Annotated in this window: 25 protein-coding genes and 4 pseudogenes; 15 read left to right on the forward strand and 14 right to left on the reverse strand. The window is 62.3% G+C overall.

The genetic code is table 11. The features are described 5' to 3' along the window. Positions 1-56 precede the first annotated feature (56 nt). On the reverse strand, positions 57-533 hold the full coding sequence (locus EN885_RS13275) for an Lrp/AsnC family transcriptional regulator (protein WP_095485072.1): 477 nt from the start codon (positions 531-533) through the stop codon (positions 57-59). Positions 534-668: 135 nt separating this feature from the next. Between EN885_RS13275 and phhA the strand changes: the two genes are divergently transcribed. Further along, positions 669-1,505, forward strand: coding sequence for a phenylalanine 4-monooxygenase (gene phhA, locus EN885_RS13280; protein ID WP_095484546.1), 837 nt, complete (start codon positions 669-671; stop codon positions 1,503-1,505). Positions 1,506-1,602: 97 nt separating this feature from the next. Here the strand turns inward: phhA and EN885_RS34835 are convergent. From EN885_RS34835 to EN885_RS13295, 3 genes and pseudogenes are all read right to left on the reverse strand, one after another. Then, positions 1,603-3,043, reverse strand: a pseudogene (locus EN885_RS34835) (GMC family oxidoreductase). After that, the gene (locus tag EN885_RS13290) at positions 3,040-3,195 is read right to left on the reverse strand and encodes a hypothetical protein (RefSeq protein WP_101954462.1); all 156 of its coding nucleotides are present in this window, start codon (positions 3,193-3,195) and stop codon (positions 3,040-3,042) included. The pseudogene EN885_RS34835 and the gene EN885_RS13290 overlap by 4 nt, the downstream one beginning before the upstream one ends. 134 nt (positions 3,196-3,329) lie before the next feature. Continuing rightward, positions 3,330-4,091 (reverse strand): GGDEF domain-containing protein, encoded by a 762-nt coding sequence (locus EN885_RS13295; RefSeq protein ID WP_095485073.1) that lies wholly within the window; start codon positions 4,089-4,091, stop codon positions 3,330-3,332. Positions 4,092-4,252: 161 nt separating this feature from the next. Here EN885_RS13295 and EN885_RS13300 point away from each other — a divergent pair, with 161 nt between their 5' ends. Next, positions 4,253-4,960, forward strand: coding sequence for a pyrimidine 5'-nucleotidase (locus tag EN885_RS13300; protein WP_095484548.1), 708 nt, complete (start codon positions 4,253-4,255; stop codon positions 4,958-4,960). A gap of 157 nt (positions 4,961-5,117) precedes the next feature. Here the strand turns inward: EN885_RS13300 and EN885_RS13305 are convergent, their stop codons facing one another. Then, complete coding sequence (locus tag EN885_RS13305; RefSeq protein ID WP_095484549.1) at positions 5,118-5,957, reverse strand: LOG family protein; 840 nt, start codon at positions 5,955-5,957, stop codon at positions 5,118-5,120. Positions 5,958-6,099: 142 nt separating this feature from the next. Here EN885_RS13305 and dapD point away from each other — a divergent pair, with 142 nt between their 5' ends. The 3 genes from dapD to EN885_RS13320 are packed head-to-tail and all read left to right on the forward strand — an operon-like array spanning position 6,100 to position 8,083. Next, positions 6,100-6,954: a 2,3,4,5-tetrahydropyridine-2,6-dicarboxylate N-succinyltransferase gene (gene dapD / locus EN885_RS13310; RefSeq protein ID WP_095484550.1), complete on the forward strand. Its 855-nt coding sequence runs from the start codon at positions 6,100-6,102 to the stop codon at positions 6,952-6,954. After that, complete coding sequence (locus EN885_RS13315) at positions 6,935-7,360, forward strand: DUF805 domain-containing protein (protein WP_164897841.1); 426 nt, start codon at positions 6,935-6,937, stop codon at positions 7,358-7,360. Before dapD ends, EN885_RS13315 begins: the two co-directional genes overlap by 20 nt. 21 nt (positions 7,361-7,381) lie before the next feature. Then, on the forward strand, positions 7,382-8,083 hold the full coding sequence (locus EN885_RS13320) for a hypothetical protein (RefSeq protein ID WP_128241606.1): 702 nt from the start codon (positions 7,382-7,384) through the stop codon (positions 8,081-8,083). Positions 8,084-8,238: 155 nt separating this feature from the next. On the opposite strand, the pseudogene EN885_RS34840 reads toward EN885_RS13320, so the two are convergent. Further along, positions 8,239-8,502, reverse strand: a pseudogene (locus tag EN885_RS34840) (2-dehydropantoate 2-reductase N-terminal domain-containing protein); the annotation flags it as partial. A gap of 72 nt (positions 8,503-8,574) precedes the next feature. On the opposite strand from EN885_RS34840, the gene dapE reads away from it, so the two are divergent. Together dapE and EN885_RS13335 are read left to right on the forward strand one after the other, a co-directional pair. Then, a complete protein-coding gene (gene dapE / locus EN885_RS13330; protein ID WP_127204499.1) occupies positions 8,575-9,774 on the forward strand; it encodes a succinyl-diaminopimelate desuccinylase in 1,200 nt (399 codons plus the stop codon). A gap of 2 nt (positions 9,775-9,776) precedes the next feature. Beyond that, positions 9,777-10,370: a transporter gene (locus tag EN885_RS13335; RefSeq protein WP_126104061.1), complete on the forward strand. Its 594-nt coding sequence runs from the start codon at positions 9,777-9,779 to the stop codon at positions 10,368-10,370. Here the strand turns inward: EN885_RS13335 and truA are convergent. Genes truA through def form a run of 4 tightly spaced genes read right to left on the reverse strand, consistent with a single transcriptional unit; the run spans position 10,367 to position 13,137 of the window. After that, positions 10,367-11,122, reverse strand: a complete 756-nt coding sequence (gene truA, locus EN885_RS13340) for a tRNA pseudouridine(38-40) synthase TruA (RefSeq protein WP_127204500.1) — start codon at positions 11,120-11,122, stop codon at positions 10,367-10,369. The genes EN885_RS13335 and truA overlap by 4 nt on opposite strands. Positions 11,123-11,140: 18 nt before the next feature. After that, positions 11,141-11,650, reverse strand: a complete 510-nt coding sequence (locus tag EN885_RS13345) for an N-acetyltransferase (RefSeq protein ID WP_095484556.1) — start codon at positions 11,648-11,650, stop codon at positions 11,141-11,143. Then, positions 11,647-12,582 carry a methionyl-tRNA formyltransferase gene (fmt, locus tag EN885_RS13350; protein WP_128241607.1) on the reverse strand — a complete coding sequence of 312 codons (936 nt, stop codon included), beginning with the start codon at positions 12,580-12,582 and terminating at the stop codon, positions 11,647-11,649. Before fmt ends, EN885_RS13345 begins: the two co-directional genes overlap by 4 nt. A 9-nt stretch (positions 12,583-12,591) precedes the next feature. Then, the gene (def, locus tag EN885_RS13355; protein ID WP_077374507.1) at positions 12,592-13,137 is read right to left on the reverse strand and encodes a peptide deformylase; all 546 of its coding nucleotides are present in this window, start codon (positions 13,135-13,137) and stop codon (positions 12,592-12,594) included. Between the two features lie 104 nt (positions 13,138-13,241). On the opposite strand from def, the gene EN885_RS13360 reads away from it, so the two are divergent. Then, complete coding sequence (locus EN885_RS13360; RefSeq protein WP_127204501.1) at positions 13,242-14,510, forward strand: DNA recombination protein RmuC; 1,269 nt, start codon at positions 13,242-13,244, stop codon at positions 14,508-14,510. Positions 14,511-14,513: 3 nt separating this feature from the next. On the opposite strand, the gene EN885_RS13365 is transcribed toward EN885_RS13360, so the two are convergent. Together EN885_RS13365 and EN885_RS13370 are read right to left on the reverse strand one after the other, a co-directional pair. Beyond that, positions 14,514-14,918, reverse strand: a complete 405-nt coding sequence (locus EN885_RS13365) for a GFA family protein (protein WP_095485074.1) — start codon at positions 14,916-14,918, stop codon at positions 14,514-14,516. 217 nt (positions 14,919-15,135) lie between these two features. Then, a pseudogene (locus EN885_RS13370) lies at positions 15,136-15,243 on the reverse strand (cation transporter); the annotation flags it as partial. A 248-nt stretch (positions 15,244-15,491) separates the two neighbouring features. On the opposite strand from EN885_RS13370, the gene EN885_RS13375 reads away from it, so the two are divergent. Both EN885_RS13375 and EN885_RS13380 read left to right on the forward strand, forming a co-directional pair. After that, positions 15,492-17,078, forward strand: a complete 1,587-nt coding sequence (locus tag EN885_RS13375; RefSeq protein ID WP_126104065.1) for an adenylate/guanylate cyclase domain-containing protein — start codon at positions 15,492-15,494, stop codon at positions 17,076-17,078. A 17-nt stretch (positions 17,079-17,095) separates the two neighbouring features. After that, positions 17,096-17,248, forward strand: a pseudogene (locus tag EN885_RS13380) (IS5/IS1182 family transposase); the annotation flags it as partial. Between the two features lie 13 nt (positions 17,249-17,261). On the opposite strand, the gene EN885_RS13385 reads toward EN885_RS13380, so the two are convergent. Further along, positions 17,262-18,071 (reverse strand): transglutaminase family protein, encoded by an 810-nt coding sequence (locus EN885_RS13385; RefSeq protein WP_095484561.1) that lies wholly within the window; start codon positions 18,069-18,071, stop codon positions 17,262-17,264. Positions 18,072-18,121: 50 nt separating this feature from the next. Between EN885_RS13385 and EN885_RS33585 the strand changes: the two genes are divergently transcribed. After that, entirely contained in the window at positions 18,122-18,406 is a 285-nt protein-coding gene (locus tag EN885_RS33585) for a hypothetical protein (RefSeq protein ID WP_164897838.1), read from the forward strand. 189 nt (positions 18,407-18,595) lie between these two features. After that, positions 18,596-18,910 carry a quaternary ammonium compound efflux SMR transporter SugE gene (gene sugE, locus EN885_RS13395; protein WP_095484562.1) on the forward strand — a complete coding sequence of 105 codons (315 nt, stop codon included), beginning with the start codon at positions 18,596-18,598 and terminating at the stop codon, positions 18,908-18,910. Between the two features lie 87 nt (positions 18,911-18,997). Here sugE and EN885_RS13400 read toward each other — a convergent pair whose 3' ends face one another. Continuing rightward, a complete protein-coding gene (locus EN885_RS13400) occupies positions 18,998-19,426 on the reverse strand; it encodes a DUF6481 family protein (RefSeq protein WP_023801556.1) in 429 nt (142 codons plus the stop codon). A gap of 231 nt (positions 19,427-19,657) precedes the next feature. Here EN885_RS13400 and EN885_RS13405 point away from each other — a divergent pair, with 231 nt between their 5' ends. The 3 genes from EN885_RS13405 to EN885_RS13415 all read left to right on the forward strand — a co-directional run bounded on the left by EN885_RS13405 (position 19,658) and on the right by EN885_RS13415 (position 23,023). Next, the gene (locus tag EN885_RS13405) at positions 19,658-20,719 is read left to right on the forward strand and encodes an LLM class flavin-dependent oxidoreductase (protein WP_128241711.1); all 1,062 of its coding nucleotides are present in this window, start codon (positions 19,658-19,660) and stop codon (positions 20,717-20,719) included. A gap of 235 nt (positions 20,720-20,954) precedes the next feature. After that, positions 20,955-22,157: an AI-2E family transporter gene (locus tag EN885_RS13410; RefSeq protein WP_127204503.1), complete on the forward strand. Its 1,203-nt coding sequence runs from the start codon at positions 20,955-20,957 to the stop codon at positions 22,155-22,157. A gap of 38 nt (positions 22,158-22,195) precedes the next feature. After that, the gene (locus EN885_RS13415) at positions 22,196-23,023 is read left to right on the forward strand and encodes an arylamine N-acetyltransferase (protein ID WP_127204504.1); all 828 of its coding nucleotides are present in this window, start codon (positions 22,196-22,198) and stop codon (positions 23,021-23,023) included. Positions 23,024-23,026 lie beyond the last annotated feature (3 nt).

Here is a 23,026-nt window from a genome sequence, read left to right on the forward strand (position 1 = left end):
GGTTCAGCAGTTTCCGTGCAGCTTTTCCGCAGAAATGCATTTGCCGAGATACAGGCTCATCGCCTGAGGTGCCCGAGCGGCACGTGGCCCGGCCCCTTGATGTTCTGCAGCACAAGCTGCGTGTGGACGTCGCGCACGCCGTCGAGCCGCATCAGCCGGTGCATGACGAAGGCATTGAGCTCGTCGACCGACGGCACCATCACATGCAGCAGGAAATCGTAGTCGCCGGTCATCGTCCAGCACGACGACACCTCGTCCATGCGCTGCACGGCAGCGATAAAGGTTTCGGGCGAACCGTCGCTGTGGGTTACGAGGCGCACCTGAATGAACACCTCGACCAGCAGGCCGACGGCGCGGCGGCTGAGCACAGCAGCAAAGCCCTTGATGATGCCGGCGCTCTGAAGAGCCTCGAAGCGGCGCGCGCATGGCGTCGTCGACAGGCCGATCTCCTGGGCCAGTTCGGACACAGGCTTGCGTCCGTCACGTTGCAAGATATCGAGCATCTTGATCTCAAAATCGTCAAATTGAGGCACTTTCACTCTCCTACAGCTTTGCTGTGGTGGCTTTTACCTCAAATCGCGTATTCGAGCCATCATCAAAGCGGATTTGCCTCACCGGATCCGGCTAGATTTTTACGATGTTAGTCGTGATTTCCAGGGAGAACAGCCATGACGATCAACGTTGCCGACTACGCCCGCGAATGCGCGGCGCAAGGCCTTCGCGGCGACTATTCGGTCTGCCGTTCCGATTTCACCGTCGAGCAGAGCTACAACTACACCGCCGACGAGCAGGCGGTGTGGCGCACACTGTGCGACCGCCAGACGAAGCTGACCAAAAAGCTGGCACACCGGTCCTATCTCGACGGCGTCGCCACGCTGGGCCTGCTAGACAAGATTCCGGATTTCGATGTGGTCAGCGAAAAACTGCGCAAGCTTACCGGTTGGGAAATCGTTGCCGTGCCGGGCCTCATTCCCGCACCAGCCTTCTTCGTCCACCTCGCCAGCCGGCGCTTCCCGGTGACCAACTGGCTGCGGACGAAACAAGAGCTCGACTACATCGTCGAGCCGGACATGTTCCACGACTTCTTCGGCCACGTGCCTGCACTGACGCAGCCGGTCTTTGCCGATTTCATGCAGATGTATGGGGAGAAAGCGGAGGACCTGATCGCGCTTGGCGGCGACGAGATGATCAGCCGCCTTTACTGGTACACCGTCGAATACGGGCTGATACAGGAAGCCGGCCAACCGCTGAAGGCTTTCGGCGCCGGGCTGATGTCGTCCTTTGCGGAACTTCAATTCGCGATTGAAAGCAAGGACGCGCACCATGTCCCCTTCGATCTGGAAACGGTGATGCGCACCAGCTACGAGATCGACAAGTTCCAACGCGCCTATTTCGTGCTGCCATCCTTCGACGTTTTGCGCGATGGATTCCAGGATGTCGCCGAGATGGCAGCGATTGTCGGACGCCACAAGGGCAAACCGGCGCTCGACCCGGCGAAACTTTAAACGCTGGGCAGGCTCGGACGCTCGCAGCCGACCGGCGCGGGCGTTGTTGGCGGTGGACTGCGATGACGATCCCTCGGCCGGCCGGCTGAGCCGGCTTCTATACGCCGATGACTTTGCTGAGGTGATCGCCCAGCCGGCAGGCCAATGCGACGATCGTCGTCGTCGGGTTGCATTCGCCGGACGTGCAGAACACCGAAGAGCCGCCGACATAGAGATTGTCCATGCCATGCACCTTTGAGTTGGCGTCGACCACGCTCTTGATCACATCCGTGCCCATACGGGTGCCGCCCATATGGTGGTGGCCGGCCAGCTCCTCATTCGTCGGATAGTCCCCGCCATTGGTGAGCCAGTCGGCGATGCGCACCCGGCCGAGATCCTTCTGGACGAGCGTCGTCCCAAACAGCCTCAAGCCCTCGAGAAGCGTGCGGCGCTCCAGCTCCGACTTTTTCCAGTGCAGCTCGATGCGCGGCATCGCCGGCATGGTCGACATCGGCTTTCGACAACTGAATCCGGTTCGAGGCCAGCGGCGCCTGTTCCCAGGTGACATAGAGCTGGGCGGCGCAGCGCAGGTCCTGGCTGAGCTGATAGGACACCCATTCGGCCATCTCGGGCGCCGTGCAGGCGAGGTCGGCGATGACGCGTTTGACCCCGGGGTACGGCGTCTCGATCAGCCTGATCCCGAAATTCATGATCTCAAGGCGCTCCATGGCGGCAAGCGTCGGCGAGAAGAAGGCCTCGTTGGTGGCGTCGACCTCGAACGCGCTATAGTCGGCGAGGATGGCATTGCCGCCCTCGAAGGTCGGATGCTCCATCCAGTAGCGGCCGAGCGCCGTCGCTTTCGGCACCACGCCGCCATTCGAGCGCTGGTTCGACCACAGCAGCAGCCGCGAGTTTTCCAAGCCGCCGGTGCAGACGATGAAATAGTCGGCGGTGAAGGAACCGGCATCCTGGCCGTTCGACCACAATTTGGCGCCGGTCACTCGTTTGCCATCGCCGGCAAGCTCGGTGGCATAGGTGTTGAGCACCACGGCGACGTTCCTGCTCCTGTCGAGCTCTTCGGCGAATTTTTCGCCGAAGCGCACGGCCGGGCTTTTGATCAGTTGCACCCAGCGAATGTCGTCCGAGATCGGCACATCCGGCCGGAAATCGGGAAGTTCGAGGATATCGTGGACTTCAGGCAGGTAGGGCTCGATGTCGGCACGGCTGATAGGCCAGCCGGTATCCGGCGCCCAGGCCTTGGGCTCGAAATCTTGGCTGTCGAGCACGCGGCACCAGCCGGCCCAGTGATTGGAGCTGCCGCCCATGAAGCGCAGCCGGGTGATGTCGAGATCGAAATAGGGATCGCCGACCGTGGCGCCGCGGTAGAAATCCTGCGAATCATCGCTGAACTCACGGGAGCCGGCCTCCAGCACCACAACCGGAATGCCGGCCGCGCCAAGCTTCCTGGCGATCGTGGTGCCGGCTGGCCCAGAGCCGAGAATGCATACCTTGGCGGTGAAATTCACCGCGGGAAATGCCTCGTAGCTGTCGAAGATCACGCCAGATCGCTCCTTTTGAGGATCCAACCATTGATCTCGACGATTGCGTCCGGATCGGCATCGGGCAGCTTGCGGAACAGCGACAGGGCCGGCAACGCGATCAGCGCCTGCATGATCGTGCGGCGCGACATTTTCTTTGTGAAGAAACTCATGACACGTCTCTCGATGGGGCCTTTATCCACGCATGGCGTTCCCAGAACGTCACATGCTCGCCAAGAGAAGCCAATTCCGTGCCAAACCTAGCCGCACACTTGCTTAAGCCGTGTAAACGGCCCGGCGGGACCGCTCAAGCCGCTTCGGAAATGTCCGTGTCCAGGATGGTCAGATTGCGGCCGCGGTGCTTGGCCTGGTAAAGGCGCCGGTCGGCGGCACGCATCAGATCCGATACGGCGGCGCCCTCGCCGCAGGTGACGCCACCGATGCTGACGGTGAGGGGTATGATCCGCTCATCAACGGGACGGAAGCGGATCAGCTCGACTTCACGGCGAATGCGCTCGGCGACGCGTTTGGCTTCCTGCTCGGTGGCGCCGATCAGGAACGCGCCGAATTCCTCGCCGCCGATGCGGCCGATCACGTCTCCGCTGCGCACGCCGCGCTCGATCGCGCTTGCAATGAGGAGCAGCGCGTCGTCGCCGGTCAGATGGCCGTAGCTGTCGTTGATGATCTTGAAGTGGTCGGCATCGATGATCAGCAACGCACCGCGATCGGATTTCCGCCGGGAGGCGTCGAGCGCCGCAAAGAAGCTCTCGCGGTTGAGCATGCCGGTCATGTCGTCGCGGCTCGCCTTTTCCGACAGGCGCCGATGCGCGGCGGCGAGTTGGGCATGAGCGCGGGCGAGATCGCGATGGGCGCCTTTCAGCCTCTCGCCCTGCCAGAATGTATAAGCGCTGGCAATCCAGGCAAGCGCGAGCGGGCAGACCGTGCACGTCAGCCACATCGTGCGGTTGAACGGAAAGCCCATTGCCGGGACGACGATCAGCGTCAACAAAAGCGAGACCGCGAGGGAGGCGAAAGCGACGGCGGCAGACTTCAGAAATATGCGGCTCATCGCTGGCTCCCCCTCGACCGTCTGTGTGCCAGCAAGCCCTGAATGCCACCTTTCTGCGATGCCTAAAATTTGAATCATGGCGTCATTTTCGCCACCCGCAACCCGCATAAGTTGTGGATAAAGCCTCTGCCAAAAGCAATGTTTCGTGCCATAAGGATTGCATGACCACACTCCCGGATCCCGCCCGCTTTGCCCATGTCACCGACTGGGTGTTCGACCTCGACAACACGCTCTATCCGCACCATTCGAACCTGTTCTCGCAGATCGACGTGAAGATGACCGCCTATGTCGGAGAGCTGCTGACGCTGCCGCGCGACGATGCCCGCAAGCTGCAGAAGGAACTCTATCGGGAATACGGCACGACGCTGAACGGCCTGATGGCGCGCCACGGCATCGATCCCGACGACTTTCTCGAGAAGGTCCACGACATCGACTATTCCTGGCTGGTTCCCGATCCCGTTCTCGGCACCGCCATCCGCCAGCTTCCCGGCCGCAAGTTCATCTTCACCAATGGCGACCGCAGGCATGCCGAACGCACCGCGCGCCAACTCGGCATCCTCGACCATTTCGACGACATCTTCGATATCGTCGCCGCCGGACTGAACCCCAAGCCGGCGCGCCGGACCTACGAGAAGTTTGCGGAACTCCACGCCGTCACCGGCCACAATGCGGTGATGTTCGAGGACTTGGCCCGCAACCTGTCCGTGCCGAAATCGCTGGGCATGACCACGGTGCTGGTCGTGCCGCGCAACTTCGAGCCGACCTTCTCGGAAATCTGGGAACGTGACCCGGCCAACGAGGACGACGTGGATTTCGTCACCGACGATCTTGCCGAATTCCTTACTGCGATCGTCGAAGTCCCAGCCTAGAGCACTTCATCGTTCACGGAAACGCCGAACCGCTCTAATTATTTGTTTTTACGCAATTCCGAACGGAAAACCGCTCCGCACTTTTCCTGGAATTGCTCTAGTGCATGTCGCCCAAAAGCATGCCCTCGGGCTTGACCCGTGGGTGCGCAGCGGGGTCTCAGAGCTTGTAGAAACGGCTGATAATCCCCCAGGCCTCGTCGGCGGTGTCGACGAAATCGATGATGTCCTGGTCGCCGGGGGTGATCGTGCCTTGCTCGGCGAGGAAATCGAGGTCGATCGCCCTTTTCCAGAAAGCCTTGCCGAACAGGATCACCGGCACGCGCTCCATGCGGCCGGTCTGGATCAGGGTCAGCGTCTCGAAGAATTCGTCCATCGTGCCGAAGCCGCCCGGAAACACCGCGACAGCCTTGGCGCGCATGACGAAATGCATCTTGCGGACCGCGAAATAGTGGAAGTTGAAACAGAGCTCCGGCGTCACATAGGCATTCGGCGCCTGCTCGTGCGGCAACACGATGTTGAGGCCGATCGACGGTGCGCCGACATCGTCGGCGCCGCGGTTGCCGGCTTCCATGACGCCGGGTCCGCCGCCGGTCACCACGACGAATTCGCGATAATACGAGGTGGCCGACTGCTGCGAGCAGAGGCGGGCGAATTTTCGCGCTTCCTCATAATATTTGCTGTTTTTCTCAAGGTTCTTCTTCTGCGTCTCGTTCTTGGCCGCCCAGGCTTCTCCGCCCGGCTCGGGGATGCGCGCGCCACCGAATAGGATGACGGTCGAGCGGATGCCGCGCTCGGCCAGGATCATCTCCGGCTTCAACAGTTCGAGCTGTAGCCTGACCGCGCGCAGTTCGCGCCGTGTCATGAAGTCGGGATCGTTCCAGGCCAACCGGTAGGTTTCGGCGCGCGTCTGCGGCGTATCCGGCACGCTTTTCGAACGCTCCAGATCCTCGTCCGAATGCGGCAGCGGCGTCCACCCCGCCTTTTCCATAGGAGTCATGTTACCTACCGTCCAATTATTCACTTGCGCCGTCCCGTGGCGCAGCCGCGATTGACCCTCACCAAGCCTTCACATAGGGTCCGGCGACTTTCAAAACAGGTTAAGGCGCGGCCCCTTAACAGCTTGGTAATGGAGCGAATTCATGTCGAAGCCCGATCTGGCGAGTCTCGAAAAGATCATCGAAGAAGCCTTCGAGGAACGCGACACGATTTCGACGGCAACCCGTGGCGCGACGCGCGACGCCATCCAGTCGGCGCTCGACCTGCTCGACCGGGGTGTCGCCCGCGTTGCCGAGCGCCAGGCCGACGGCAAATGGCATGTCAACCAGTGGCTGAAGAAAGCGGTGCTGCTGTCCTTCCGGCTCAACCCGATGGAGATCATCAAGGGCGGCCCCGGCCAGGCCGTGTGGTGGGACAAGGTGCCGTCGAAATTCGACGGCTGGAGCGCCATCGATTTCGAGAAGGCAGGTTTTCGCGCCGTGCCGTCATCGATCGTGCGGCGCTCCGCCTATGTCGCGCCAGGTGCCGTGCTGATGCCGTCCTTCGTCAATGTCGGCGCCTATGTCGACAGCGGCACCATGGTCGACACCTGGGCCTCGGTCGGCTCCTGCGCCCAGATCGGCAAGAACGTGCATCTGTCGGGCGGCGTCGGCATCGGCGGCGTGCTGGAGCCGATGCAGGCCGGTCCCACCATCATCGAGGACAATTGCTTTATCGGCGCACGCTCCGAAGTGGTCGAAGGCTGCATCGTGCGCGAGGGCTCGGTGCTCGGCATGGGCGTCTTCATCGGCCAGTCGACCAAGATCGTCGACCGCGCCACCGGTGAGGTCTTCTACGGCGAAGTGCCGGCCAATTCCGTTGTCGTCGCCGGCTCGCTGCCCGGCAAGCCGTTGCCCAGCGGTGAGCCCGCTCCGAGCCTCTACTGCGCCGTCATCGTCAAGCGGGTCGATGCCAGGACCCGGTCCAAAACCTCGATCAATGAACTGCTTCGCGATTGATCCTTCGCAAAAAAAAAAAAACGGACGCACCCGATTGCTCGACAGACCTCGATTTTTCTGGCTTTTCTTCAGCCTTTCCGGGCGAGTGAACCCCAGCGCCTACGTTCTGGCCGGTCTTTTGCCGCTCCTCGTTCAGCTTTTTCTGCTCTACCAGTTCTCGCGAACGCCGCTCGGCACTGCCGCAAGCCAGTACTGGGCGCTCGCCTGGTGGATCGCTGTGGTCGTCTCGACATGGTCGACCTTTGCGCTAACGGCGAAGCGGTTCCATGATTTCGGCAAGCCTACCTACTACGCATTGATCTCTCTCGTCATCGGCGCCATTCTCCTTATCATTCTGGCCTTTTTCAAAAGTGATCCCGGACCCAACCGCTACGGCAAACATACCAATGCACCGGCCGAATCCTGAACGTCGATCGGGTCTCTCGCCATGCGCTACCGCACGCTTGATTCGAAACTGATCATCGAAACCGCCGAGCAACTGGAAAAACGCGTCGCTGACCGTTTTCCCGATGCAGGCTTGCGTGGCGTCGCCATTGAACTTGTGTCGCTGTCGCGTGATCTGGCCAAGGCGGCGAATGCGCTGGAAGCGCCGATCTGGTGGCTGCGCGGCGTCATCATCGCCGCCATTGCCGCTGGCGCGCTGATGTTCCTGTTCGTCGGCACCATCCTGCCGCTCGGCCGTGTCTCGGCAAACCACGATGCCATCCAGTCGGTGCAGGGCATAGAATCCTCGATCAACGTGATCATCCTGACGGCGCTGGGCTTCCTGGCCTTGATCCGAACCGAGGAGCGTATCAAGCGCAAGCAGGTGTTTCGCAAGCTTCACGGCTTGCGATCGCTGATCCACGTCATCGACATGCATCAGCTGACCAAGGATCCGGCAGTGCTTTCAGCCGATTTCAAGCCGGCATCGCATTCACCGGCACGCATAACCGACCGTGCCGATCTCGCCCGCTATCTCGACTATTGCTCCGAAATGCTGTCGATCACCGGCAAAATCGCCGCGCTGTTCGCCCAGTCGGTCAACGACAATGTCGTCGTCGATGGCGTCAACGACATCGAGACTCTCGCCTCCAACCTGTCGCGGAAGATCTGGCAAAAGATCACGCTGATCGAAGGCCGGCACTGATCGCTTCCGGTGTCAGGCCGGGCGATCCATGATTTTCCTGCTCTGCCTTGCGAACCAGTGCCGTGACACGCTTTATCAGCGGCGCCGGCGTGCCCTCTGTCAGCCAGGCGCAGGATCGCACCTTGCAGCTCGTCGATCTCGGTCGGCCGGCCGCGCTGCAGATCGTCCCACATCGACGAGCGTGCCTCGGGATCGATCGCAAGCATGCGCCGCGCCAGCTCGGTGGCCCGCAACCCGTCCTTCCGCAAGGCCTCTTCGATGCGCGGCCGCGCCAGCAGAATCACCCGTCGCCCGGCGAGCGCGAGACAGCCGCCGGCATAGCAGCCGATGCTGCCGGCGCCGGCAATGACGATCCTTTTGTCCTCGTTGGCCATCCGATGATGCTGCCTTGGCCTGCGACTATACGACATGAAAACCATAATGTCGGCGGGATGGCTGGCCCTTATGTCTGGCCGTGACAGGCCTTACGCTTTCGACTATCGCTTTTGCCCATGACGTTGCCTTCCGATCCCGCCAGAAATCTAGCCGCCCTTATCCGCTGTGCCTCGGTGACGCCCGCTGAAGGCGGAGCACTGAGCACGCTCGAAACAATGCTGAAGCCGCTCGGCTTTTCCGTCGAGCGCCCGGTGTTTTCGGAAGGCGGCACGCCCGATATCGAAAATCTCTATGCGCGGCGCTCCGGCAACGGTCCGCATCTGATGTTCGCTGGGCATACCGACGTGGTGCCGGTCGGCGACGAAGCTTCATGGACTCATCCGCCTTTCGCCGCCGAGATTGCCAAGGGCGAGATGTTCGGCCGCGGCGCCGTCGACATGAAGGGCGGCATTGCCTGTTTCATCGCCGCGGTGGCGCGCCATATCGAGTCGAAGGGCGGCTTGAAAGGCTCGGTCTCGCTGCTGATCACCGGCGATGAAGAAGGGCCGGCCATCAACGGCACGACAAAGCTGCTCGAATGGGCAGCCGCCAAGGGCGAGAAGTGGGATGCGTCTATCGTCGGCGAACCGACCAATCCAGATGCGCTGGGCGACATGATCAAGATCGGCCGGCGCGGTTCGCTGTCCGGCAGCATCATCGTCAACGGCCGGCAGGGCCACGCCGCCTATCCGCAGCTTGCCGACAACCCGGTGCGCGGCCTGATGACGCTGGTCGACGCCTTGCTGCACCCCGTCTTCGACGAGGGCACAAAGGATTTCCAGCCGACCAATCTGGAGGTGACCTCGATCGACGTCGGCAATCCGGCCACCAATGTCATTCCGGCGAAGGCGACCGCCACCTTCAACATCCGCTTCAACGACACATGGACCGCCGAGACCATCCAGGCGGAAATCCACAACCGTCTCGACAAGGCGGCGAAGCGCAAGAAATACCGGACCGGCAAGACGACGCCGGTCGATTACGAGCTCCTCTGGCGCGATCGGCCGAGCCACGTCTTCCTCACTCGCGACGACCGGCTGATCGAGACGCTCAGCGGCTCGGTCAAGGCGGTGATCGGCAGGAAGCCGGCGCTTTCCACCTCCGGCGGCACCTCAGACGCCCGCTTCATCAAGGACTATTGTCCGGTGGTCGAGTTCGGGCTGGTCGGCAAGACCATGCACATGGTCGATGAACGCGTCGCGCTTGCCGACCTCGAGACGCTGACGCAAATTTATCAGCGCTTCATCGAAGACTGGTTCGAGCGAGGCATATCGTAACCATGCTTTCGTCGGACGAAACCTATGCTTCCCTGACCGGCGCCTGGCGACTGATGCTCGGCAAGGCCGACGGGCTGCGCCTGCTCGACCTTTCGGCCGACGGTTTCTGGAATTCCTTCTTCGCCATCATCGTCGCGGCACCGGCGCTGATCGTCGGTTGGGTCGGCCTTGCCAACGAGATCGGCGATCCGGATGCATTCGCGGGGCGCTTCAGCATGCTGATCCGTCTGGCGACGGTCGACATTGGCGCCTGGGTACTGCCGCTTGTCGGCCTTGCCTTTATCGCGCCGCGTGCCGGCATTGGCGGGCGCTTCGTCCACTATGTCGTCGCCAGCAACTGGGCGTCGGCGATCATCGCCTGGATGATGCTGCCGTCGGCGTTGATCAGGCTTTTCCTGCCTTCCACCAACGAGTTCGCCGTACTGGCGTCGCTGCTTTTGTTTGCGCTGTCGATGGTCCTGACCTGGCGGATGACAAACATCGCCATCGGCAGGGGCGCAGCTGTCGGCACCGCCGTCTTCGCCGGCATGTTCGTGGCGTCGCTGGTCGTTCTGTTCGGCCTGCAGGCGCTGCTCGGCATCGGTGCGCCCGCTTAATCGACTTTCGGATAATCCACACCGACGAGAAAAAGTCCGTCGGGCGGCGCAACTTGGCCGCAGGCTGCACGGTCGCGCGCATCGAGCGCCGCCTTCAGGTCGGCAATTGTCCAGCCGCCTTCGCCGACGCGCTTCAGCGAACCGACCATCGAGCGCACCTGATTGTGCAGGAACGAGCGCGCCGAGGCTCGCACTTCGATCACGTCACCCAGCCGACTGACATCCAGCCGATCAAGCGTCCGGATCGGGCTGTCGGCCTGGCATTGGGTCGAGCGGAACGTAGTGAAATCATGCCGCCCCAGCAGCACTTTTGCCGCCTCGTGCATGGCCTCGGCGTCGAGCCGCGTCGGCACCCACCAGATCTTGCCCTTGTCGAGCGCTGCCGGCGCGCGCCGGTTGACGATGCGGTAGAGATAGTGGCGGCCGATTGCCGAGAAACGCGCGTCGAAGCTATCAGGCACGACAGCCGCCTTGAGGACGGCGATGCGCGCCTTGGCCGCTTGCAGATGGGCATTGACCGCATCGCGCACCTTGTCATCAGGCCACGCCTTGACGAGATCGACATGCGCCACCTGGCCGGTCGCATGGACGCCGGCATCGGTGCGGCCTGCGCCGCGCAGCGAGACCTGCTCGCCGCAGAATTTCTCGATCGCCTGCTCGATCGCCTGCTGCACCGAAGGCTGGTCTGCCTGGCGCTGCCAGCCGGCATAGAGGCTGCCGTCATATTCGATGTCCAGGCGAAAACGCGGCATTCCTAAAGCAGGATGAGGTTAGGCGGCGAGCGCGGAGCCGAAGGCCGAAGCGTAGACCAGCTTGCCGGTCTCAGGCGCCTCGCCCCAGGCCAGCGCCTGCAGCGCGTCGCCCTGATATTCGCTCTCGAATTTTTCGGCGCGTGCGTGGCTGTAGCCGAAGCGGCCATAATAGGCGGGATCGCCAAGCACCACCGCCAGCACCTCGCCGGCGTCCTTGAGGCGGATATGCGCCTCGCGGACCAGCGCGCCGCCGATGCCGGTGCCATGGAATGACGGCTCGACGGCCAAAGGCGCCAGCGCCACCGCCGGGAAGCTCTTGCCGCCATTTTGCACGAAAAGCCTGGAAAACAGGATGTGGCCGACCACCTGCCCATCTTCGTCCGCCACCAGCTCGACGACGGCATCGCCGCCGGTGACCAGCGCGTCGACCAGTCCGGCCTCCGCCTGCTGGCCGAATGCGTGTTCCTCGACGAGGCGGATCGCCTCGCGGTCCCGCGGCGTCGCCGCGCGTATCGACATCATGCTCATGAGAATTTCGTTCCTTTTTCGAGCTTGGCCCCACGCAGAAACTCTTGCGCGGCAATGGGCCTTCCGCCCGCACGTTGAACTTCGACCAGCCTGATGGCGCCTGACCCGCAGGCGACCGTCAGGCGGTCATCGAGAATTCCTCCCGACTCGCCGGCGCCTTGCGAAAGCGTCGAGCGAAGCAGTTTCAGCCGTTCCAGGCGGCCGCCGATTTCGGTCTCGCACCATGCGCCGGGAAAGGGCGACAGGCCGCGAATATGATCGTGGACTTCGCCAGCAGGCCGCGTCCAGTCCACGCGCGTCTCCGCTTTATCGATCTTTTTGGCGTAGGTCACCCCCACCGTCGCCTGCGCGGTAAATGTCAGGGCATCCCGTTCCAGCCGTGCCAGCGCTTCCGCCATCAGCGCGGCACCAATGAGCATCAACCGATCGTGCAGGTCGCCGGCCGTCATATCGGGGCCGATGGCGCATTTTTCAATCATCGCCACCGGACCGGTGTCCAGACCTTCCTCCATCCGCATCACCATCATGCCTGTCTCGGCATCGCCGGCCATGACGGCGCGCTGGATGGGTGCGGCGCCGCGCCAGCGCGGCAACAGCGACGCGTGGCCATTGAGGCAACCGAGCCGCGGCGCCTCGAGGATGGGTTTGGGCAACAGCAATCCATAGGCGACGACCACGGCGACGTCGGCCCGCAAGGCGCGGAACGCCTGCTGCTCGGCCTCGCTCTTCAGCGACACCGGCGTCCGCACCTCGACGCCCAGCCGCTCCGCCTCGCGCTGCACCGGCGATGGCGTCAGTTCCAGCCCGCGGCGACCTGCGGCGCGCGGCGGCTGGGTGTAGACGGCTTCTATCTCATGCCCGGCCTCCGCGATCGCCCGCAGCGTCGGCACCGAGAATTCGGGCGTACCCATGAAAACGACGCGCAGGGGCATTTTTGAGCCCTATCCCACCAACTTGCCCGGCGCCTTGCTGCCTGATGGTTTGTCCCTGGCGAGCTTCTTGAACTTCTTGACCACCATGTCGCGCTTCAGCTTCGAGATGTGGTCGATGAACAGAACGCCGTTGAGATGATCTATCTCATGCTGCAGGCAGGTCGCCATCAGCCCTTCGGCCTCGATCTCCTGCAGCTTGCCGTCGCGATCGAGATATTTCACACGCACGGCGGCGGGGCGCTCGACCTCGGCATAGTAATCCGGGATCGACAGGCAACCCTCCTCGTAGACCGAGCGCTGATCGGCGCTGTCGAGAACCTCGGGGTTGATGAAGACATGCGGCGCCGGCGTCTCGTCTTCCTTGGCGAGGTCGATCACCAGCATGCGCAACGGTTCGCCGACCTGGATCGCCGCCAGGCCGATGCCCGGCGCATCGTACATGGTCTCCAGCATGTCGTCGGCGAGCTTGCGCAAGGCGCCGTCGACGCGCTCGATCGGTTTCGAAACCTGGCGCAGGACGGGATCGGGAAGAATGATGAGAGGCTTGATCGACATGGCGTCTCACCTAAGACGTCGCACGGAAAGCGTCAACCGGGGCAATTGAAGCGCCGTTCACGTTTTGATCTGTGCCGTCAGGGAGAATCATCTATGCTGTCCATATGAACGACCTGACATCAATCCTGTCCGAACCAATCGCCCGGCTCGGCGCCACCACGATCACGCTCGGCCACGCATTGGCATTCGGCGCGATCCTGTTTCTGGGCCTGTTCGTGGCGCTGGTCGTCGCGCTGTGGCGGTCGGCCAAGGCGCGTGCAGTGGCGGCTGCGGAAGCCGCCGACCACGCCCGCGACGCCGAGGCGCGGATGGCCGGCATCCTGCAAAGCCAGGCCGAGATGCAGGGCCGCATGGGCGCCATCGCCGAAGTGTTCGGGGCGCGGCAGGCCGAACTCACACAGTCGATCGGCCAACGCCTCGACGCGATGACCGGCCGCCTCGGCCAGACCATGACCGAGCAGACGAAATCGACGCATGAGAGCCTCGCCAAGCTGCAGGAACGGCTGGCGGTCATCGATATCGCGCAGGGCAACATCCAGTCGCTGGCCGGCCAGGTCGTTCAGCTTCAGGCGATCCTCTCCAACAAGCAGACGCGCGGCGCCTTCGGCCAGTCGCGCATGGAGGCGATCGTCGCCGACGGCCTGCCGCACGGCGCCTACGAATTCCAGGCGACCTTGTCGAACGGCAGCCGGCCCGACTGCCTGGTGAAGATGCCGAACGGCGCGCCGGCGCTTGCCATAGACGCCAAGTTTCCGCTGGAAGCCTGGAACGCCATCCGTGCCGCCGAAGGCGTCGATTTGCAGAAGGCCGCCGCACAAGCGTTTCGGCGCGATATCGAGGTGCATGTCCGCGATATATCAGAAAAATACCTGATCCAGGGCGAGACGCAGGACACCGCTTTCATGTTCGTGCCGTCGGAATCGGTGTTTGCCGAGATCCACGAGAATTTCGAGGGGATTGTCCACAAGGCGCACCGCGCCCGCATCGTCATCGTCTCGCCGTCGCTGCTGATGTTGTCGATCCAGGTCATCCAGGCGATCCTCAAGGACGCCCGCATGCGCGAGCAGGCGCATCTGATTCAGGGCGAGGTGATCCGGCTGATGGAGGATGTCTCGCGCCTCGACGAACGGGTGCGCAAGCTGCAGAGCCATTTCGGCCAGTCGGCCAAGGATATCGACGACATCCTCGTCTCGACGTCGAAGGTGACCAAGCGCGGCCAGAAGATCGAGGCGCTGGAGTTCGGCGCGCAGCCGACGGAGGGCGACGCCGGATCGGCCGAGACCACACACGGCGCGAAGGTCGAAGCGGGTGCGCGCGTCGCCGACTCCAAGACCGGTCAGCTGAGACTTAGGGTCGTCGAAGGCGACGACTGAGAGCTACTGCTCCTCGACGATCGTTGTGCCTTCGAAGTCCGGCAGCCAGTGTAGCGCCGAGCGATGCCACAACTGCCGTCTCGGCACCAGTTCATCGCGCTGACGCGCCGTGCCTACCCTGATGCCGTAGACTTTCGGTCCGTCACCGACCGACGTGGCATAGAGATGCGAACCGCACTCGCCGCAAAAAGCCTGGGCGCGCCTGGCGCCGCTCGACCCGGTCTTGATGTAGATCTTCGGCGTGCCCCTGGTGATCCGGTAATGATCCTCCGACGCCGGCACGGTCACCCGAAACGCCGTTCCAGTCAGTTGCTGGCAATCGATGCAGTGGCAGATATTGGTCTTTTCCGGATCGACTTCCGCCTCGTAGGTGATGGCCCCGCAATGACACCCACCGTCGATTTTCATCTTCATTCCTCCCAAAATCCGTTCGGCAATGCTTGAGCGACGTGCGCCCGTTTGGACACATAGTATGGTGTAATGCTTTGAATCTACACATCATGCTTTCCGAAATCGACTCCGACATTCGAGTTGATGCGGCAGCGCGGCAGGCGAACCTTGCAACGGCAGGCCTCTAGTCCGGCGCTTGTCCCGACGCGGCCTCTATGGCCTTGAGCCGGCGGGCTCAGGTTCCGCGGACGAACAGTCGCGTGACCTCGGGCATCTCGGTCTTCAGCCGTGCCTCGATGCGTTCGACGCAGGTCTCGATCTCGGGCGCCGACAAATGGTCCTCGTTGGCAACCGGCTCGGGCGCCATCAATCGGACTTGAGCATTCCTCCTCCAAGCGTGAGAACAGTCCGCAGTTGGCCGGGCGCGCCAGTATGCGAAATCCGCTGTGAACGTGGGGGCTTAGCCACAACCGCCAAGGTCGGTCCGTCGTTGCAGGGCTGGCGTGTTTTCATCGAGCCAAGACTGACGCTAGGTACCGTGCCGGGAATGAGATATAGTTCAGATACTAGTGACTGCCGGGCGCTGGCACAATGGCTGGACTGGGTGAACAGATTGCGCGTCAGCAGCGCACCATGGGACCGCTCCTGGTGGCGGCAGTGGTCATCGGCCTTATAGGCCTGCCCGTCGCAGCCTGGCTCGACCTCCGAGACCTATCGGAACGGATGCTGCGCACGCAAGCCAGCGAAATCAGCCGGATCATCGACGAAATGCGCGGATTTTACGGCAGCGACGTCGTGGGACGCGTGCTGCAAGCAGACGACGCCGTGACCGCGACGCACAACTACCGGGACGTGCCAGGTGCGATCCCTATTCCAGCAACCCTCTCGATCGAACTCGGCAAGCGCATCAGCGCTCACGACGGGTCCGTCAAATATCGGTTCGTCTCCGATCTACCTTTTAAAGGTCGCGACCCCCACCAGCTCGATCTATTCGAGCGGAATGCAATCTTTGCTTTGCGTGCCAACCCGAGGGAGCCGATCATCGAAGTCTCGGGTTCGCTGTTTGACCGGCACGTCCGCGCCGCGGCCCCCGTTGTAATGGGACAAGTCTGCGTGACCTGCCATAACTCACACCCGGACAGCCCCAAGACGGACTGGAAGGTAGGGGATGTCCGAGGGATCCAGGAGATATCGGTCAATCAGCCTATCGCTGCGAACGTCCTCGCCTTCAAGTATCTGCTCCTATATTTCGGCTTCGCGGCGGCGGCGGGCCTGACGTTCATTCTCCTGCAGCGTCGGCAGTCCGCCTTGGTTCAGGGCATCAACAAGGAGCTTTCCGAGGCAAACGACTTCCTGGCCGCGATTTCATTGAAGATCGCCAAATACCTCTCGCCTCAAATTTACAAAAGCATCTTCAGCGGCCAGAAGGACGTCACCATCGCGACCGAGCGCAAGAAGCTCACGATCTTTTTCTCCGACGTCAAGGATTTCACCGCGATCGTGGAACGGCTCCAGCCCGAGGACCTGACGGTTCTCCTCAACGAGTACTTCACCGAGATGTCGAGGATCGCGCTCAAACACGGCGCCACCGTCGACAAGTTCATCGGCGACGCGCTTCTTGTGTTCTTCGGAGACCCGGAGACGCAAGGCATCGAGGAAGACGCGAGAGCCTGCTTGCGCATGGCTGTCGACATGCAGCGTCGGCTGGAGCAGTTGAACAGGGTGTGGCGTGACCGCGGAGTTGAACGGCCCTTCCGAGCTCGCATGGGCATCAACACGGGCTATTGCAATGTTGGGAACTTCGGTTCCGATGATCGGATGGACTACACGATCATCGGAGCCGAAGCGAACTTGGCGGCCCGTCTGCAGTCGATTGCCGAGCCCGGCGGCATCTGCCTCAGCTATGAGACTTACGCGCTCGTTCGCGACCTTGTCCGGGCGCGTCCGTTAGCACCGATTGCCATGAAGGGGATCAGCCGGGAGGTTGTCCCCTACGAAGTCGAGGGCCTCCTGGGTGAACTGGCCCAGCGCCCTCAGGTCATCAGCGAGCACGCGACTGGCCTCGACTTGTTCCTCGATGTTGAGGCAATCGACGAGAACGGGGTCGAGCGGGCGAAGAAACGACTTTCGGAGGCGCTCCTGGCCTTAACCATCCGAAGCAAGCCCGCCGCTTTTTAGGTTCTCTAGAAACTGTCCCACTGTCAGGGCACCTCTATGCCCAGCATCATCTCGCCGAGTGCTGCTCCTCCAAACTCAAGCAGTTCCGCTGGGTCGCAACCCGCTCGAGAAAACCGCCCGCAATTACCGCCGTTGTCACTCTCGCGGCTATTGTCTTGTGGTTGCGGTAACTGTCCACACGGCCTAATCGACGATCTCGTTCGTCCAGACCTTGAAACCGGCCAGCGTGCCCGGCCCGAAAATATGAGTCAGCGGCACATCGGCTGCGTCGCGGCCGGAGGCGATCAGGATGCGGCCTATGCGCGGCGCATTGTTGCGCGGATCGAAGGCATGCCAGCGGCCGCCGAGATAGACCTCCATCCAGGCAGCGAAATCCATGTCCGACCACGGTTTCGGCAGGCCGATGTCGCTGATGTAGCCGGTGCAATAGCGGGTCGGGATGTTCAGGGCGCGGCAGAAGGCGACGGCGAGATGGGCAAAATCGCGGCAGACGCCGCTTTGCTCACGATATGCCTCGGCTGCCGTGCGCGTCGGCCGCGCATTGCCGTAATTGAAGATGATGTGGTTGTGGACGAAGTCGCAGACCGCCTGAACGCGTGGAATGCCGAGCGGTGTGTGGCCGAACAGCCGCCATGCCTCGCTCGCCAGCACGTCGCTCTCGCAATAGCGGCTGGGCAGCAGGAACAGCAATGTTTCCGACGGCAGGTCGCGCACCTCGTGCTGCCACGCCACCAGCTCGCCCAACTCGAAGGTTCCCGGGTCGCGGATCACGGCGTCCGTGCCGAAGGTGAAGCGACCGGGCGGGGCGACAAGACGGTTGCACCAATTGCCGAAACTGTCGCGGTAGCTCTCGATCGGCACCGGTGGGTTCGAGGTCAGGAAATCCGGTCGCTCGAGATCGGACGCCCGGGAATAGTGGACGTTGAGCATCGCGATCAGCGGCGCTTCCTGCGGAAAGTCGAAGCTCATCTCGCAGCCGATGTGGATTCGCATTGTCGTCCTGACCGGCCTGCCGGATCAACACCCGGCGAAGGCACGGGCTGTTGCTGCAGGGCAAAAAGATCATCGCACGGACCAACGCGGTTTACGAGCGAATTAGAAACCGCTTGGCGGCCGCCGGCCGGCACAGGCGCCAGATTATGCCTCTTGCGGTCGGGCGTTTCTCTTGGTTCATTTCGCTTGCCACAATCGGAGGACGAATCATGGCTAAAGGTGCGATGAAGGCGGGCAAAGAAGCCCGCAAGCCGAAGAAGGACGCGAAGAAACCCGCCGCTGCCCCGACCCTGAAGGCGCCGCCCGTCAAGGCGACCAAACTCAAGGACAGGTAAGTCTCGGCGTTTCGGCGCAAGGCCATGACCGGCGGCATTTCAGGACCAATCGACAGTCAGCGATTGGTCCTGAAATGCCGCCGGCGCTGTTGTTGATTGGGCACCCGAAATTTCTATATCAATGCAGCGAAGACGACTTCGCGCTTTCCGAAAAGACCGGGACGACCCGCAATTCAATGGAGCGTTCCGATGTCGTGGATTCTTCTCTTCTTCGCTGGCCTGTTCGAGATCGGCTGGGCGATCGGCCTCAAATACACCGATGGCTTTTCGAAACCGCTGCCGACGGTCCTGACGGTTGTCTCGATGGTCGTCAGTCTCGCCTTGCTCGGACTGGCGCTGAAGACGCTGCCGGTCGGCACGGCCTATGCGGTGTGGACCGGCATCGGCACAGTCGGCACGGCGCTGCTTGGCATCTGGCTGCTCGGCGAGCCTGCGACGGCGATCAGGCTGGCCTGCATCGCGCTCATCGTCTGCGGCATCATGGGGCTGAAGCTCGCGGCCTAGTTTGGCTGCAAGATTGCAACACAAACGCCTTCAGGGCCGCTGCAAGGCGGCCCTGAATTTGCTTGGTGAAATCGCGCTGTAGGAGCGCTAGCGAGCCGAAAAGCCCGGGGGCGTCCTGCCGGTGCGCTGCTTGCGCGCCGCATAGCGCGCGTCGCGCTTAGCCTTGCGCTCGGCCTCGTCGGCGAGCAAACGAGCGATGCGCTCGTTCTCTTCGGCTTCCCGGATCTTCGCTTCCGCCTGCGCCGCTTCTTCGGCAGCGATACGCGCTGCTTCGGCAGCCGCTTCGCGCTCGGCCTTCTCGGCCGCTTCGCGCGCCAGCTTTTCCTGCTTCAGCCTGGCCTTTTCGGCCTCGCGTATCGCACGAGCTTCGAGGATTGCCTTGCGTTCGGCCTGTCGTGCCAGCACTGCTGGATCGTCTGCTGCCGGCTTTGCCTTGAAGCGCTCGAGAAGCGCCTTCTTTGCCTCGTTTGCGGCATTGCGCCGCTCGAAAACGTCTTTTTCCCTATAGATAGCCAAGTCCACTTCCCTGGAGTCAATTTGCGAGGCTTACATACGCGTGAAAACCCAGAGTTCAAGCGCCAAAACGGTATGCCAGCCATGAAATTCTGAGCTGTTGCAGTCGGGAGACGCCTTTTCGGCTGAATTCGGCTGAAACGGACATGCACTGTTCACCATCCGCCCCTCTGGCGGCGCGGCGGACTGGTCGCTACCTGTAGCGCGAAAAACAAAACGCCAGGATGACACATGATGGAACTCGGTCTCTATACCTTCGCCGAGGTCAGCCCGGAACCGGGTCCCGGCGCCATTGGCGCGCATGAGCGGCTGCGCAACCTGATCGAGGAGATCGAGCTGGCCGACCAGGTCGGCCTCGACGTGTTTGGGCTGGGCGAGCATCACCGTCCCGATTATGCAGCTTCAGCGCCAGTCGTGGCCCTGGCCGCGGCCGCCGAACGCACCAGGCGCATAAAGCTGACCAGCGCGGTCACCGTGCTTTCCTCCGACGATCCGGTTCGCGTCTTCCAGCAGTTTGCGACACTCGACCTTCTCTCCGGTGGCCGCGCCGAGATCATGGCCGGGCGCGGCTCGTTCATCGAATCCTTTCCGCTGTTCGGCTACAATCTCGAAGACTATGACGAACTCTTCGCCGAAAAGCTCGACCTGCTGCTTGCCATCCGCGATAGCGTCAAGGTGACCTGGTCGGGCAGGCTGCGCGCTCCGATCAACGATCGCGGCGTCTATCCCCGCCCTTTCCAGGACAAATTGCCGATCTGGATCGCGATTGGCGGCACGCCGCAATCGGCCGCGCGGGCCGGTGCGCTCGGCCTGCCGCTGGCGCTGGCCATCATCGGCGGCGAGCCGGCACGGTTCGCGCCGTTGTTCGACATTTACAGGGAGGCGGCCAAACGGGCCGGCAACGATCCGGCTGATCTCGCCACCAGCCTCAACGTCCACGGCTTCATCGCTGAGACCACCGATCAAGCGGCCGACGATTTTTATGGGCCACAGGCCGAGGTGATGAACCGCATCGGCCGCGAGCGTGGCTGGGGTCCAACGTCAAGGGCGCATTTCGACCAGTCGCGTGGCCCGAACGGCGCACTGTTCGTCGGCAATCCCGAACAGGTGGCCGAAAAGATCGTTGCCCAGCACAGGATCTTCGGCAACGACCGCTTCCTGCTGCAGATGGCGATCGGCACCATGCCGCACGCCAAGATCATGAAGGCGATCGAGCTCTACGGCACCAAGGTCGCGCCGATCGTGCGCAAGGAAACGGCGAAGACCATCCCTGCCGTGGCCGCGCCGGCCGCCTGATTCATCGGCCCTGATTCACTGGCAAGGGCGCAGTACGGCCTTGCCATCAACGCCGGCTAACGCATCGGCCCGAAAATCGGAATCGATTTTCGGAAAGCACGATGCGTAGATTCAAAGTGTTAGAGCGTGCTTTGTGCGTCCAAGTGGACGCACGTCGCTCTAACGGAACTTTGAAGCCGCAAAGGCGTTTCCGCCAACAGCGTACACCAATCGCGGTGTGCCGCCGAGGGCCAGAATGAAAGCCGACCCCGCCGCTTTGGGCGCAGGCGCTGCCGAAAGCCCGGATCCGCGCGTCGAGGCGCGGGCGGACACGCATCTGATGCGTTCGCTGCTCGTCGGCATCTTCATCCTTATGGCGATCTACGCGCTCTCCTTCGCTCGTGCCTTCTTCATGCCGGTCATTCTGGCTTTCCTGCTGGCGCTGACGCTGACGCCGATCGTCCGCTTCCTGCGCAAACACGGCTTGCCCGACGTGATGTCGGCGACATTGCTGGTGCTGCTGTCGTTCTGCGTCGTCGCCGTCGCAGGATATCTACTCAGCGGGCCAGTCATTGATCTCATCAACAACACCTCGGTGATTGGCCAGCAGCTGACCGAACGGCTCGCGCAACTGCGGCGCCCTTTCGAAAGGATCATGGAGATTTCGCGGCAGATAGAGGGGCTGACGCAGACATCCCAGGAGCCGGGCGTTCAGAGGGTAGCCATGGCGCAATCCGGCCTTCTCCCGCAAGCCGCCAGCAATTTGCTGTCGGCAGGCACCAGCCTCATCATCGTCTTCGTCCTGTCGCTGTTCCTGCTCGCCTCCGGCACGATGTTCTATGAGAAGATCGTCGAATCCTTCCCTAGTCTCAGCGAAAAGAAGCGGGCACTGCGCGTCGTCTATGACGTCGAACGTGAAATCTCGCACTACCTGCTCACCGTCGCCGTCATCAATACATGCCTGGGGTTGGTCATCGGACTCGGCCTCTGGGCACTCGGCGTGCCCAACCCGCAGGTCTGGGGCGCGGCAGCGGCTCTGCTCAATTTCCTGCCCTATATCGGGGCGCTGATTACAATCACGCTTGTCACGATCATCTCGCTGATCAGCTTCGACAGCATCTCCTACGCACTGCTGGCGCCGGCCTTCGTGCTGTTGTGCGATACCGTCGAGGGCCAGTTCGTGACGCCGACGGTGGTTGGCCGCCGCCTCGAGATCAATGCGGTGGCGATCCTCATCGCTATTGCCTTCTGGTCCTGGCTGTGGGGTTTCGTCGGCGCGCTGATGGCGGTGCCGCTGCTGGTCGTCATCAAGGTGTTCTGCGATCATTTCGACAGCCTCAGCCATGTCGGCAATTTCCTGGCGGCGCAGCATACTGCGGTGGTTGAGGAAGAACTCATCGAGGAGACGAACAGCGCTGCAGCGCAAACCGGCACGCGGCGTTTGCGGCGCCCGGATTGAATGCCTATATCGAGCTGGTCAAAGCCTGGCTCCCTTCCATGACCGATATCTCCTTCGACATCGACGCCTATTTCGCCCGCATCGGATATACCGGCTTGAGGGACGCTTCGCTGAAAACGCTGAAGTCGCTCCATCTCTTACACCCGCAGGCGATCCCGTTCGAAAATCTCGATCCGTTTCTAGGCCACCCGGTTCGTCTCGATCTCGCCTCGCTGCAGGAAAAGATCGTCGCTCGGGGTCGCGGCGGCTATTGCTTCGAGCACAATCTCATTTTCATGCATGTGCTGAAGGCGCTTGGCTTCGCCGTCAGCGGCCTTGCCGCACGCGTTCTTTGGGGCCAGCCCGATGAAGCCATAACCGCCCGGAGCCATATGTTGCTGCGCGTCGAACTCGACGGCCGAACCTACATTGCCGATGTCGGCTTCGGCGGACTGACACTGACAGCGCCGCTCCTGCTTCGACCGGGTCTCGAGCAAAAGACCCCACATGAGACATTCCGCATGGTTGAGACAGGCGATCATTTTCGGCTGCAGGCCAATGTCGGCGGCGACTGGCGGACAGTTTACCGCTTCGACATGCAGCAGAACTATGAGGTCGACTATTCGGTCAGCAACCATTTCCTGTCGACCCACCCAACCTCGCACTTCCTTTCCTCCGTAATCGCCGCACGAGCCTTGCCGGGCCGCCGTTATGCGCTCCGCAACAACCGGCTGTCGACGCATCATCTCGGCGGCCGTACCGAGCAGATGGAGATAGCGACAGCCGCCGAACTCGCCGACGTGCTGGAAGGCCCGCTCGAAATCGCCATTCCCGACCGTGCAGCCTTCGAGGCCATGGCGCGACAGAAGAAAATCCTGGAGGCTTAAGTC

The organism is Mesorhizobium sp. M6A.T.Cr.TU.014.01.1.1, from assembly GCF_004022765.1.
In the GTDB taxonomy this organism is placed as follows: Bacteria; Pseudomonadota; Alphaproteobacteria; order Rhizobiales; family Rhizobiaceae; genus Mesorhizobium; species Mesorhizobium mediterraneum.